Source organism: Brevundimonas pondensis (assembly GCF_017487345.1).
GTDB lineage: Bacteria > Pseudomonadota > Alphaproteobacteria > Caulobacterales > Caulobacteraceae > Brevundimonas > Brevundimonas pondensis.
The window spans coordinates 3,299,236-3,311,270 of sequence record NZ_CP062006.1; the positions used below are offsets into that span (position 1 = coordinate 3,299,236).

Annotated in this window: 15 protein-coding genes; 7 read left to right on the forward strand and 8 right to left on the reverse strand. The window is 69.6% G+C overall.

Features of this window, described 5'->3' with window-relative positions; genetic code table 11:
* Positions 1-55: 55 nt before the first annotated feature.
* The 4 genes from IFE19_RS16245 to IFE19_RS16260 all read right to left on the reverse strand — a co-directional run bounded on the left by IFE19_RS16245 (position 56) and on the right by IFE19_RS16260 (position 2,587).
* The gene (locus IFE19_RS16245; protein WP_207824167.1) at positions 56-616 is read right to left on the reverse strand and encodes a DsbE family thiol:disulfide interchange protein; all 561 of its coding nucleotides are present in this window, start codon (positions 614-616) and stop codon (positions 56-58) included.
* Positions 613-765, reverse strand: coding sequence for a heme exporter protein CcmD (gene ccmD / locus IFE19_RS16250; RefSeq protein WP_207824169.1), 153 nt, complete (start codon positions 763-765; stop codon positions 613-615). The genes IFE19_RS16245 and ccmD overlap by 4 nt, the downstream gene beginning before the upstream one ends.
* 10 nt (positions 766-775) lie before the next feature.
* On the reverse strand, positions 776-1,495 hold the full coding sequence (locus IFE19_RS16255) for a heme ABC transporter permease (protein ID WP_207827698.1): 720 nt from the start codon (positions 1,493-1,495) through the stop codon (positions 776-778).
* A gap of 66 nt (positions 1,496-1,561) precedes the next feature.
* Positions 1,562-2,587 carry an adenosine kinase gene (locus tag IFE19_RS16260; RefSeq protein ID WP_207824172.1) on the reverse strand — a complete coding sequence of 342 codons (1,026 nt, stop codon included), beginning with the start codon at positions 2,585-2,587 and terminating at the stop codon, positions 1,562-1,564.
* 97 nt (positions 2,588-2,684) lie between these two features.
* Between IFE19_RS16260 and IFE19_RS16265 the strand changes: the two genes are divergently transcribed.
* Positions 2,685-3,575, forward strand: a complete 891-nt coding sequence (locus IFE19_RS16265) for an ATP-grasp domain-containing protein (protein ID WP_207824174.1) — start codon at positions 2,685-2,687, stop codon at positions 3,573-3,575.
* A gap of 72 nt (positions 3,576-3,647) precedes the next feature.
* Here IFE19_RS16265 and nth read toward each other — a convergent pair whose 3' ends face one another.
* Positions 3,648-4,403, reverse strand: a complete 756-nt coding sequence (gene nth / locus IFE19_RS16270) for an endonuclease III (protein ID WP_207824176.1) — start codon at positions 4,401-4,403, stop codon at positions 3,648-3,650.
* Between the two features lie 137 nt (positions 4,404-4,540).
* Between nth and IFE19_RS16275 the strand changes: the two genes are divergently transcribed.
* The 6 genes from IFE19_RS16275 (at position 4,541) to IFE19_RS16300 (ending at position 9,426) form a co-directional block, all read left to right on the forward strand.
* On the forward strand, positions 4,541-5,653 hold the full coding sequence (locus tag IFE19_RS16275) for an HlyD family secretion protein (protein ID WP_207824178.1): 1,113 nt from the start codon (positions 4,541-4,543) through the stop codon (positions 5,651-5,653).
* Entirely contained in the window at positions 5,650-7,233 is a 1,584-nt protein-coding gene (locus IFE19_RS16280; protein ID WP_207824179.1) for a DHA2 family efflux MFS transporter permease subunit, read from the forward strand. The genes IFE19_RS16275 and IFE19_RS16280 overlap by 4 nt, the downstream gene beginning before the upstream one ends.
* Complete coding sequence (locus IFE19_RS16285) at positions 7,233-7,832, forward strand: TetR/AcrR family transcriptional regulator (protein ID WP_207824181.1); 600 nt, start codon at positions 7,233-7,235, stop codon at positions 7,830-7,832. Before IFE19_RS16280 ends, IFE19_RS16285 begins: the two co-directional genes overlap by 1 nt.
* Positions 7,833-7,907: 75 nt before the next feature.
* Positions 7,908-8,669, forward strand: a complete 762-nt coding sequence (locus IFE19_RS16290) for a creatininase family protein (protein ID WP_207824183.1) — start codon at positions 7,908-7,910, stop codon at positions 8,667-8,669.
* Positions 8,670-8,727: 58 nt separating this feature from the next.
* Positions 8,728-9,189 carry a phasin family protein gene (locus IFE19_RS16295; protein WP_207824185.1) on the forward strand — a complete coding sequence of 154 codons (462 nt, stop codon included), beginning with the start codon at positions 8,728-8,730 and terminating at the stop codon, positions 9,187-9,189.
* Between the two features lie 78 nt (positions 9,190-9,267).
* The gene (locus IFE19_RS16300; RefSeq protein WP_207824187.1) at positions 9,268-9,426 is read left to right on the forward strand and encodes a hypothetical protein; all 159 of its coding nucleotides are present in this window, start codon (positions 9,268-9,270) and stop codon (positions 9,424-9,426) included.
* A gap of 6 nt (positions 9,427-9,432) precedes the next feature.
* Here IFE19_RS16300 and IFE19_RS16305 read toward each other — a convergent pair whose 3' ends face one another.
* Genes IFE19_RS16305 through tsaD form a run of 3 tightly spaced genes read right to left on the reverse strand, consistent with a single transcriptional unit; the run spans position 9,433 to position 12,004 of the window.
* Positions 9,433-9,819 (reverse strand): Rieske (2Fe-2S) protein, encoded by a 387-nt coding sequence (locus tag IFE19_RS16305; RefSeq protein ID WP_404822138.1) that lies wholly within the window; start codon positions 9,817-9,819, stop codon positions 9,433-9,435.
* Positions 9,819-10,817, reverse strand: a complete 999-nt coding sequence (locus IFE19_RS16310; RefSeq protein ID WP_207824189.1) for an NAD(P)H-dependent glycerol-3-phosphate dehydrogenase — start codon at positions 10,815-10,817, stop codon at positions 9,819-9,821. The genes IFE19_RS16305 and IFE19_RS16310 overlap by 1 nt, the downstream gene beginning before the upstream one ends.
* A 41-nt stretch (positions 10,818-10,858) precedes the next feature.
* Entirely contained in the window at positions 10,859-12,004 is a 1,146-nt protein-coding gene (gene tsaD, locus IFE19_RS16315) for a tRNA (adenosine(37)-N6)-threonylcarbamoyltransferase complex transferase subunit TsaD (RefSeq protein WP_207824191.1), read from the reverse strand.
* Positions 12,005-12,035: the final 31 nt, after the last annotated feature.

The window sequence follows — 12,035 nt, forward strand, 5'->3', positions numbered from 1 at the left end:
CCCAAAGGGTCTAGATATGGTTAATGCGCGATTCACCCTGTTTCGCGGAACGGCTTTAGCGCGGCGGCGCCTTCAGGGCGTCCACCAGCCTCTGCAGATCGGCGTCGGTCAGCACCGGCCCCGAGGACTTGGCGACAATGGTCCCATAGGCGTCGACCGCGAAGCTCTCCGGCACGCCCGAGACGCCGAGGTCCAGCCCGGCCCGCCCCTCGCGGTCCACCAGCACCAGGGCATAGGGATCGCCCAGTTCGTCAAGGAAGGCGCGGGTGGCGACCGGCTCGTCCTTGTAGGCCACGCCGATGACGTTGATCCCCTGCGCCTTCAGCTTCATCAGCTGCGGATGCTCCAGACGACAGGGGGCGCACCAGCTGGCGAACAGGTTGACGATCATCGGCTTGCCGACCCCCGCCGTCTTCAGGTCCAGCCGTTGATTGGTCTCGACTTCGCCCTGCAGGATCGGCAGGACGGTCTCGGGAATGGGCTGGCCGACCAGGGCGTCGGGCTTGTATTCGCGCCCCTCGCCCGGCGCGCCGGACAGATGGCCCAGCTGGATCATCATGAAGACGCCCAGCGCGGCGAGCGCCGCGATCGGGATCAGGGCGAACCAGCGATTCATTTGCTCGCCTCTTCCAGACGGTCCAGTTCGCGCTTCCAGCGCCGGGCAGCGATCAGGGCGCGCAACGAAATGGCGGCAAGCGCCGCCGCGCTGATGGCCCAGGACGACCAGACGAAGACGCCGTAGGGGCTCATGTCGAGATCCAGCATCGGCGGCTCCTTACGCTTCTTGCGCGGCGCGGGCGCGCAGCGTCAGAACCCGGCGGCGACGCACCTCGGTGCGGATCGACGTCAGCCAGATGGCCCCGAACAGCATGCCGTAGGCCGCCATCATGGTCAGCAGGGGGGCCAGATAGGCCGGGTCCAGACTGGTCCCGCCCGCGCGCAGCAAGGACGCCGGCTGATGCAGGGTGTTCCACCAGTCGACCGAGAACTTGACGATGGGCAGGTTGATCAGCCCGACCAGACCCAGGACCGCGGCGGCGCGCCCCGCCTTGGCCTCGTCGTCGATCGAGGCGCGCAGGGCCATGTAGCCGAGGTAAAAGAGAAACAGCACCAGGACGCTGGTCAGCCGCGCATCCCACACCCACCAGGTCCCCCACATGGGCTGGCCCCACAGCGAACCGGTGATCAGGGCCAGACCCGTCAGCACTGCTCCCGGCAGGGCGGCGGCGCGCGCGGCGGCGTCGGCCAGCGGATGGCGGAAGACCAGGGCGAAGAAGCTCGACACCCCCAGCGCCGCATAGGCCCCCAGGCCCAGCGTGGCGGCGGGCACATGGATGAACATGATCCGCACCGTGTCGCCCTGCTGATAGTCGGCGGGCGCGGCGAAGCTGAGCCAGGTTCCGACCGCCAGCAGGACGAGCGCCAGCCCCCACAGCACCGGGGTTAGCGGGCGGGTGAAGCGCATGAAGCGGTCGGGATTGGCGAGGCCGAACATGGTCCGCCGATTACGCGGCGCGACGGGGAACGGCAAGCGCCCCCCGCGCGTGACCTCTGGTCGCGATCAGAGCTTGAGCCCGTGCTCGACGGCCAGGGCCTCCAGCTTGACCATCGGACGCGGGCCCCAGTGAGCGATCACTTCCGAGGCGGCCAGCGAACCCAGGGCGCCGGCCTCGGCCAGCGACAGGCCGCGCGCCAGACCCAGCAGGACGCCGGCGGCGTACTGGTCGCCCGCGCCCGTGGTATCGACCACCTTGTCGACGGGGAAGGCGGCGACCTCGACCCGCTCGTCGCCGCGGAAGATGACCGAACCTGCGGCCCCGCGCGTCACGGCGGCAACCTCGACGATGCGGCCCAGGTGAGCGGCGGCGTGGTCGAAGTCCTCGGTCTCGAACAGGGCGTGCAGTTCGCCTTCGTTGGCCAGGACGATGTCGGCCGAGGCCTCGATGAAGGCCAGCAACTCGGCGCGCCAGCGATGGACGACGAAGCTGTCCGACAGGGTGATGGCGACCTTGCGGCCGGCCGCGTGGGCGGCGGCGGCGGCGGCCTCGAAGGCAGCGCGGGCCGGCGCCGGGTCGAACAGATAGCCTTCCAGATAGACGATCTCGCTGTCGCTGATCAGCCCGGCGTCGATATCGGCGGTCGTCAGCTGGTTGGCGGCGCCCAGGAAGGTGCACATGGTGCGCTGGCCGTCGGGGGTGACGTTGATCAGGCAGCGGCCGGTGCCGAAGCCCGAGCCCGCGCCGCCTTCCAGCACCGGGGTGTCGAAATGGACGTGGGCGGCGCGGATGTCGTGGCTGAAGACCTCGCCCAGGGTGTCTTTCGCCACCTTGCCGATATAGGCCGCGCGACCGCCGAACGAGCCGACGCCCGCCACGGTGTTGCCGGCCGACCCGCCCGAGGCCTCGACCCCCGCCGCCATGGCGTCATAGAGGGCCGCGCTCTGGGCCTCGTCCACCAGCTGCATCGAGCCGGGCGTCAGGCCCTGGGCCTCAAGGAAGGCGGGCTCGCACGGGCTCAGCACATCGACGATGGCGTTGCCGACGGCGCAGACGTCGAAGCGGGCGGTGGAGATGGCGTTCTGGGTCATGCGCGCCCCATAGCGGGACACGGCGCGCGACGCCAGCACGAGGCTTTTCGTCGCCGCTGAAAACAGCCTATGCAGTTCCCGTCCGAGGAGTAGTCGCATGACCGAAGTCGCCGTCCTGACCCCCGATCCCGCCGACCCGTCCTACGCCGGGCAATGGCCGGGCGTGCTGGACCGCCTGTCGGAAGCCCTGGCCACGGCGGGGATCAGGGCCCGGCCCACGCCCTGGACCGACCATGTGGAGAACGCCCACGGCCTGATGGACTATCCCCTGGTCCTGCCCCTGATCGTCTGGGGCTACCACCGCGACCATGACCGCTGGATGCAGGCCTGCGCGACCTGGCTTGAGGCCGACGCCCCCCTGGCCAATCCCGCCGAGGTCCTGCGCTGGAACTCGGACAAACGCTACCTGGCCCGGCTGGCGGAAAAGGGCGTGGCCATCCCCCCGACCATCTGGACCGACCACGCCAGCCCCGCCGTGGTCGAGGCCGCCTTTGCTGCGACGGGCGCCGAGCAGTTGATCGTCAAGCCGACCGTGTCCGGCGGCGCCTGGCGCACGCTCAAGGTCGCGGCCGGCGACCTGCTGGAACAGGTGCTGGCCGACGCGCCGGTCGGCGGCGCCATGATCCAGCCCTTCCTGCCGACCATCGCCACGCAAGGTGAAACCTCCCTGCTCTTCTTCGGCGGCGAACTGAGCCACGTCGTCAACAAGCGCCCGGCCCACGCCGACGAGTTCCGCATCCAGGTCCAGTACGGCGGCCAGTACCAGCGGCTGGATCAAGCCCCCGAGGGCGCGCTCGACCTGGCCGAACGGACGCTGGCCGCCATCGACGAGCCCCTTCTCTATGCCCGCATCGACATGGTCCCCGACACCGACGGCCAATGGCTGCTGATGGAGGCCGAACTGATCGAGCCCGACTTCTACCTCGGCGCCGCCCCCGAAGCCGGCGCCCGTTTCGGGCGGGCGGTGGCCGGGCGGCTGGGCCTGTAGCGCCTCTTCACTTCCGTCATCCTCCGGCAAGCGGCGCAGCCGCGCAGACCGGGGGATGACGGAAGAAAGAACTCAAACCCCCACGAAACTCGCTCGCGACGGACACAGGTCCGCGATCACGCAAGCCCCGCACTTGGGCCGCTGCGCCAGGCAGGTGTAGCGGCCGTGCAGGATCAGCCAGTGGTGCGCCTTGGGCAGCCAGGCCTCGGGCACGACCTTGTGCAGCTGCGTCTCCACCTTGTCCGGCGTGGCGGCGTTGGCCAAACCCAGCCGGTGCGAGACGCGGAACACATGGGTGTCCACCGCGATGGCCGGCTCGATCCCCAGTTCGTTCAGCACCACGCTGGCGGTCTTGCGCCCCACGCCTGGCAGGGCCTGAAGATCAGCCCGGTTCAGGGGCACTTCCCCGCCGTGCTGCTCGACCAGCATCCGCGCGGCGGCGATGACATTCCTCGCCTTGGTGCGATAGAGGCCGATGGAGGCGATCAGCGGGATCAGCCCCTCTTCACCCAGGGCCAGCATCTTCTGCGGCGTGTCGGCGATCGCGAACAGGGCCTTGGTCGCCTTGTTGACCCCCACGTCGGTCGCCTGAGCCGACAGGGCGACCGCCACCACCAGGGTATAGGGATTGACGAAGTCCAGCTCGGTCTTCGGGTCGGGCATGACCCCGGACAGGCGGACGAAGATTTCCTCGACCCGGTCCTCGTCGGGCGGCCAGCCGATCACGGCCCCGACCGGCGCCTTTTTCGGCGCGCGCGACCGCTTGCCCTTGGGTGCAGGCAGGGCGGCGCGGACAGCCTTGGACGGGGCGCGTGGGCGAACGGTCATGTCCTCGCTTCGCCTTCCCCGTGCGCGGCGTCAACCGGGCGGAATCGACACAGTGCGACGAATTCGCGCAGGCGCCTCTTGTATTTTAGACGGCTCCGTCCATTTTACCCGCCGAAATCGAAGCGAGCTGTCTCCCCATGGCCCTCCCCGCCAATCTGAAGAAACGCCTGCCCCTGATCGTCGGCGGCGTCGTCGGCCTCGCCCTGATCGCCGGCGGCGTGGTCTGGTGGCAGGGCAAGCAGCGCTGGGAGGCGACCGACAACGCCTTCGTCCAGGCCGACACCGTAGCTGTCAGTCCCCGTATCAACGGCGAGGTGATCGAAGTCCTGGTCAAGGACAACCAGCGCGTCGAGGCCGGGCAGATCCTGGCCCGACTGGACGACGCCGACGCCCGGACCGCCCTGGCCCAGGCTCAGGCCAATCTGGCCGCCCTGACCGCCGCCGTGGCCAATGTCGACGCCCGCGCCGAGCAGGAACAGGCCAATATCGCCGCCCGCGCCGCCGCCGTGACCCAGGCCCAGGCCCAGGCCGGCCTCGCCCGCGCCGAAGTCGATCGCTACGGCAAGCTGGCCGCCGAGGGCTGGGTGTCGCAGCAACGCATCGAGACCCAGCGCGCCACGGCCGAAACCGCCCGCGCCTCGGTCGCCCAGGCCCAGGCCGCCCTGACCGCCGAGCAACGCACGGCCGCCGTCCTCGGCTCGACCCGCAGCCAGAGCGTCGCCGCCGTCGAGCAGGCCAAAGCCCTGGTCGATCAGGCCCAGCTGACCCTGGACCGCACCGTCATCCGCGCGCCCGTCGCCGGGGTCGTCGGCGCCCGCGGCGTCCGCGTCGGCCAGGTGGTTCAGGCCGGCGGACAGATGATGTCCATCGTGCCCCTGCAGGACACCTATGTGGTCGCCAACTTCAAGGAGACCCAGGTCGGCCGGATGCGTCTGGGCCAGACCGTCGAAATCAAGGCCGACGCCTTCCCCGGTCAGGCCCTGGAAGGCCGCATCGACAGCTTCGCCCCGGCCACGGGCTCGGAGTTCGCCCTGATCCCCGTCGAGAACGCCACCGGCAACTTCACCAAGATCACCCAGCGCGTTCCCGTCCGCATCGTCGTCGAGCGTCGCGCCTCGGGCGAGCCCGTCGCCCTGCGTCCCGGCCTGTCGGTCGAGGTCAAGGTGGACCTGAAGAGCCAGGGCGGCGCCGCCTTCGCCGACGCCCATCTGGGCGCGGTCCAGGCGGCCTCGCTGGACACGGCCCGGTGACCGACGCCGTCGCTCCGGCGAGCTCCCCGGAGGCCAGGCCCGAGATCAACTGGACCGTCCTTCTGCTCGGCTTCGCCGGCATGGTCATCGGCCAGTTCATGGCCATTCTGGACATCCAGATCGTCGCCGCCTCCCTGCCCCAGATCCAGGCCGGGGTCGGCGCCTCGGCCGATGAGATCAGCTGGATCCAGACCGCCTATCTGATCCCCGAGGTCGTGATGATCCCCCTGTCGGGATACCTGTCGCGCCTGTGGGGCACGCAGAAGGTCTTCCTCATCTCCTGTACCGGCTTTCTGGTGATGAGCGTGGCCGTGGGCCTGTCGTCGTCCATCGAGATGATGATCTTCTTCCGCGCGCTGCAGGGCTTCGTCGGCGGGGCCATGATCCCCACCGTCTTCGCCGTGGCCTTCACCGCCTTCCCGCCCGAGAAACGCGTCACCGCCAGCGTCATCATGGGCCTGATCGTGACCCTGGCCCCCACGGTCGGCCCTACGCTCGGCGGTCACCTGACGGAATGGCTCAGCTGGCGCTGGCTCTTCTTCATCAACGTCTTCCCCGGCATGGTGGTCCTCTTCCTGGTCGGGCGTTACGCCCATTTCGACAAGGGGGACCCCAGCCTGGCCAAGGGTTTCGACTGGTGGGGCCTGATGCTGATGGCCGCCTTCCTGATGAGCCTGCAGTTCGTGCTCGAGGAAGGCGCCAAGGAAGACTGGTTCGCCGACGACATGATCCTGCTGCTCAGCGTCGTCGCCGCTGTCTGTGGTCCGGCCTTCATCTGGCGCTCGCTCAGCTACCGCAACCCGATCGTGGAACTGCGCGCCTTCGGCAACCGCAACTTCGTGGTGGGGGTGCTGATGACCTTCATCGTCGGGGCGGCCCTGTTCGGCGGCACCTTCCTTCTGCCCCTCTTCCTCGGCCGGGTCCGGGACTATTCGGCGGCCGAGGTCGGCACCACCATGATCGTTTCGGGCCTGGCCATGTTTGCCATGGGGCCGATCGCCGGCCGGCTGGTGCGGGCGGTGGACGCGCGCATCCTGATGTTCGTCGGCTTCATGATGGCGGCCTGGGGCATGTGGGACGCCCACGCCGTCACGGCCGAATGGGGCTTCTGGCAGTTCGCCGGGGTCCAGGCCATGCGCGGCGCAGGCGTCATGATCGCCATGATCGCCTCGCAACAGGTGACCATGGCCACCCTGCCGCCGCACATGGTCAAGAACGCCTCCGGGCTGGTGAACCTGTCGCGCAATGTCGGCGGCGCCTTCGGCCTGGCGGTGCTCAACACCTCCCTGACCCAGAACACCGCCCTGCACATGGTCGAACTGACCAACGCCATCGACCAGACCAACGCCGGGGTTCGCGGCCTGATCGCAGGCATGACCCAGAGGTTCGCCGCCTCCATCGACCCGCAGGCCTCGGCGATGAAGGCGGTCTACGGCATGCTGCAAAAGCAGGCGACGACCCTGGCCTTCGGTGACGCCTTCGCCCTTCTGGCGATCGGTTGCGCCTGCGCCGCCTTCCTGACCCTGCTGTCGCAACCGGCCAAGGCCGATCCGGCCGCTCCGCCTTCCGAGGTTCACTGATGCCCCGCGCGCCCGGTCAGGTCGACGAACTCAAGAGCGCGGCCATTCTTCAGGCCGCTTCCGACCTGTTCGTGGAAAAGGGCGCGGGCGCCTCGATGGCCGAGATCGCCCGCCGGGCCGGAGTGTCGAAACAGACCCTCTACAACCGCTTTCCCACCAAGACCGACATCGGCCGGGCGCTGGCGGCCCAGCGCTCGGACGTGGTCACGGCGCCCCTGACGTCAGGCGCCGCGCCGGAAGACGTCCTGACCGCCATCGCCGAAACCCTGATCAGCAAGATCTGCCATGAGGGCAAGGGCGCCTCGCTGCGCGGCGTGGCCCTGATGTCGCCCGAGGCCCCCGAACTGTCCCGCGCCATCTATGACGCCGGTCCGGGTGAGAGCGTGCGCCGCATCGCCGCCTGGCTGACCGAGCAGGACCGTATGGGCCTGCTGTCCGTCCCCGATCCCCTGTCCGCCGCCGAGATGTTCGCCGGCATGACCCTGGGGCACGGCCACCTGCGTTCGGTCCTGGCCCTGCCCCATCCCCATCAGGACAACATTCCGGCGCGCGCGCGCGAAACCGCTCGCCGCTTCATGCGCGCCTTCGCGCCCGGCTAGGCGCGTCGATGTTTGGCCCTTTGGCCGGATCGGCGTAAAGCGCCGGGGTCTGTCTGCCCCCTCGCGGAGTTCCCCATGCTGATCCACCTGTCGTCCTGGCCCGAAATCGACGCGCGCCTGAAGGACGGCGCCGCCCTGTCCAAGACGGTCATCGTGCCGATCGGCTCAAACGAGCAGCACGGCCCGACCGGCCTGTTGGGCACAGACTGGCTCTGCCCGGAAATCATCGCCCACGCCGCCGAGAAGGGCGACGAAAGCCTGATCATCGCCCCGACCTTCAACATCGGCATGGCCCAGCATCACCTGGCCTTCCCCGGCACCATCTCCTTGCGCCCCTCGACCTTCATGGCCGCCATCACCGACTGGGTGTCGTCCCTGGCCCGCCACGGCTTCGAGCGCATCTATTTCCTCAACGGCCATGGCGGCAACATCGCCACCATCGAGGCCACCTTCTCGGAAATCTACGCCGAGTGGTCCTTCGTCGAGGAACAGCCTCCGTTTGTGCTGAAGCTGCGTAACTGGTGGGACCTGCCCGGCGTGCACAAGCTGTGCGAGGAGATCTTCCCGGTCGGCCACGGCGCCCACGCCACCCCGTCCGAGATCGCCGTCACCCAGGCCGCCTATCCCGACCATATCAAGATCGCCGACTACAGCCCCAGGATCGCCCCTATGGGTCCGATCCGCGACGCGCTCGACTACCGTGCCCGCTTCCCCGACGGCCGCATCGGTTCGGACCCGGCCCAGGCCAGCCCCGAGACCGGCCAGCGCATCATCGACGCCTCGATCCCGGCGCTGATCCAGGACGTCTCGGCCTTCGCCGCCGAAGTCCTGCCCTGAGACTGAAACCGGGCCTGATCCGCTTGCCCGGCGAGCGGAACAGGCCCAGGCTCCCCGCATGACCCCCATCGATCACGCCGCCCGCACCGCCCGCGCCGGACAGGAGACCGCCGAGGCCTCGGCCCAGGTCATCGCCCGTCGCCTGGCCATCATGGGCGAAGCCCTGGCCGATCCCCTGCGGGCCGATCATGCGGAACTGGGCCGGATGGGGACGGAGAAGGTCGAGGCCTTGACGGCCTCGGCCGGAGCGGTCGCTTCGGGCGCCCTCGATCTGGCCGATCAGGGCCGCCGCATCGCCGACCGCGAGGGTCTGGAAGCCTCGGCCCACCTGGCGCGGCTGTCGAAAGCGGACAGTCTGGCCGGGGCGGCGGCGCTCCAGGCCGCCTGGGGCGTGGGCCTCTGGTCCCGCGCCCTGTCCGACAGCTGGAACCTGGGAAACACCATGCTGAAGCTGCAGGCCGAGGCCCTGTCGCCGATCCACGCCGCCGCCGTGGCCAACGCCAAACGTCTCAGGAAATAGCCTCGCTCGCGCGGCCGTGATGGAACGCCCGCTTCTGTCCGGGATTGCCCTGTCTCCACCTGAGCGAAGGAGCCCGGCATGGCCGAGAAAGATCCCAAGACGCCCTACCCCGGCATGATGGGCGACGGGACCGAGGAACAGAACCTCAACCAGCCCGGCGATCCGTCCAAGCGGATCACCGAGGAAGAGGTCGATGAGGCCTTCACCAAGGACCCGAAGATCGTCCCGAAGGAATAGCCGTCTCTAAGCTGTGCGGATGATCCCGCCCCTGGCCTCCACGGGCCAGGGCGTCAGCTTGCCGCCCGCGCACGGCCCGCCGACGCAGGCGCCCGACAGCGGCTCGAACACCGCCCCGTGCCAGCCGCACATGATCAGCGATCCATCCGGCGTCAGATAGCGATCCAGCTCCATGGCGATGGGAAAGCCAGCGTGCGGGCAGCGATCGACCCAGCCGGCGACCACGCCGTCCTTCCTGACCACGAAGCCGTGGAAGAAGGCTTCGCCGATCTGCAGCACGAAGCCGCGCGAGCCGGGGTCGGCGATGTCCGCCTCCGCACACAGAGGCACGTTGGGCGGCGTCTTCCAGACGCGCTTGCGCTCTTCCGGCGCAGCTTCAGCGGTATCGGCCACTATTCGCGTTCGGGCTTGAGCGGCCGGGTCAGCAGGGCCTCGATGGCGGCGTCCACCGTGGTCTCGCCCGCCAGGACGGCGGCGACGGCCTCGCAGATCGGGGTCTCGACGCCCAGCTTGCGGGTCAGCTCGCGCACGGCGGGCGCACTCTCATAGCCCTCGGCCACAGAACGCTTGCCGGCCAGGGCCTGCTCGACGCTCATGCCCTGACCCAGGGCCAGGCCCAGGCTCATGTTGCGCGACTGCGGGCTGGAGCAGGTCAGAACCAGATCGCCCAGACCGCACAGGCCGGCGACCGTCTCAGCCTTGCCGCCCAGGGCCTGAGCCACCCGGACGATCTCGGCGAAGCCGCGGGTGATGACGGCGGCGTGGGCGCTGCGGCCCAGTTCGCGACCCTCGACGATGCCGCAGGCGATGGCCAGAACGTTCTTCAAGGCCCCGCCCGTCTCGGCCCCGATGAGATCGTCGGCCAGGTAGGGACGGAAGACCGGCCCCGACAGGGCAGTGGCCAGGGCGACCGCCATGTCCTCGTCCTCACAGGCCACGGTCACCGCGCTGGGCAGGCCGCGCGCCACCTCGGCGGCGAAGCTGGGACCCGACAGGACGGCGGGGGTCGCCGACGGAATGGTCTCGGCCAGGACCTCGGTCATCAGCTTCAGCGAGCCGCGCTCAATGCCCTTGGCGCACAGGACGATGGGCAGGCCGGGCCGGGCGTAGGGGGCGAAAGCGGTCAGCGTCGCCCGCATGTGCTGGGCCGGGGGCACCGCCAGGATCAGGTCGCAGTCGGCCAGATCGGCCAGGTCCGGGGTGACGTTGATCGCCGCGTCCAGCTCGATCCCCGGCAGGAAGGCGTCGTTCATCCGCCGGCTGCGGATGCTCTCGATCACCTCAGGCTCGCGCGCCTGCAGGACGACCGCGAGGCCCGCCGCCGCCGCGCTCTGCGCCAGGGCCGTACCCCATGCGCCGCCGCCAATCACACCTGCCGTATGAAATTCCATGTCTTCTCCGGTCCCCCGACCACCGCCCGAACCCCGGCCGATCAAGCCTTGGCGCCCTTGCGGCCCGTTTTCTTGTGCACAGGATCGGCGTTCGCGCGCGCCTCGTCCAGAGGCCATCGCGGCCGGGCCGCGACATCAATGTCCGAGGTCAGGCCTTTTTCCAGTCGTTCCGCCCCCGCCAGGGCGATCATGGCGGCGTTGTCGGTGCAATAGACCATGGGCGGCGCCAGGAAGCCGAAGCCGTGCTTCGTCGCCAGATCCTCCAGCGTGCGCCGGATCGTCTTGTTGGCGGCCACGCCCCCGGCCACCACGAAATGCAACGCCTCATGCTGCTCAGCATAGGCCAGCATGGCCCGTTCGGTCCGCTCCGACAGCTGGCGCGCGATCGCCTTCTGCACTGCATCGGCCAGATCAGCCCGATCCTGCTCGCTCTCGCAGGTCTGGGCCAGCCGCGAGGCCGCCGTCTTCAGACCCGAGAAGGAGAAGTCGCAGTCCTTGCGCCCCAACAGGGCCCTTGGCAGCTCGAACCGCGACCCGTCGCCGCCATTCTCTCGACTTTGGGCCGCCAGCCTCTCCAACGCCGGCCCGCCCGGATAGCCCAGCCCCATGGCCTTGGCGATCTTGTCGAAGGCCTCGCCCGCCGCGTCGTCGATGGTGGTGCCCAGACGGCTCATGTCGCCGATGCCGCGCACCTCCAGCAGCTGGCAGTGCCCGCCCGAGACCAGCAGCAGCAGGAAGGGATAACGCGTCTCCGCCCCCAGCCGCGCCGACACGGCATGGCCCTCCAGATGGTTGACCGCGATCAGCGGCAGGCCGCGCGCCAGGGCCACGGCCTTGCCATAGCTCAGCCCCACCATGACCCCGCCGACCAGACCCGGCCCGGCCGTCGCCGCCACCCCGTCCAGGGCGGCGTAGTCGATGCCGGCCTCGGCCATGGCCCGGCGGGCGACGCCGTCAATCATCTCGACATGGCTGCGGGCGGCGATTTCCGGCACCACCCCGCCGAATGCGGCGTGCTCGTCGATCTGGCTGTGAATGACGCTGGACAGGACCTCGGCCCCGGCCGCCGACAGCCGAACCACCGAGGCGGCGGTCTCGTCGCAGCTGGTCTCCAGACCCAGCACGGTCAATCCGTCCGACCCGCGTTCGGTTGCCCCGTCCGTCGCCCTGCTATAGTCCGCGTCCATCTTCATTGGGCGGAGTTAGCGACCCGCCCCC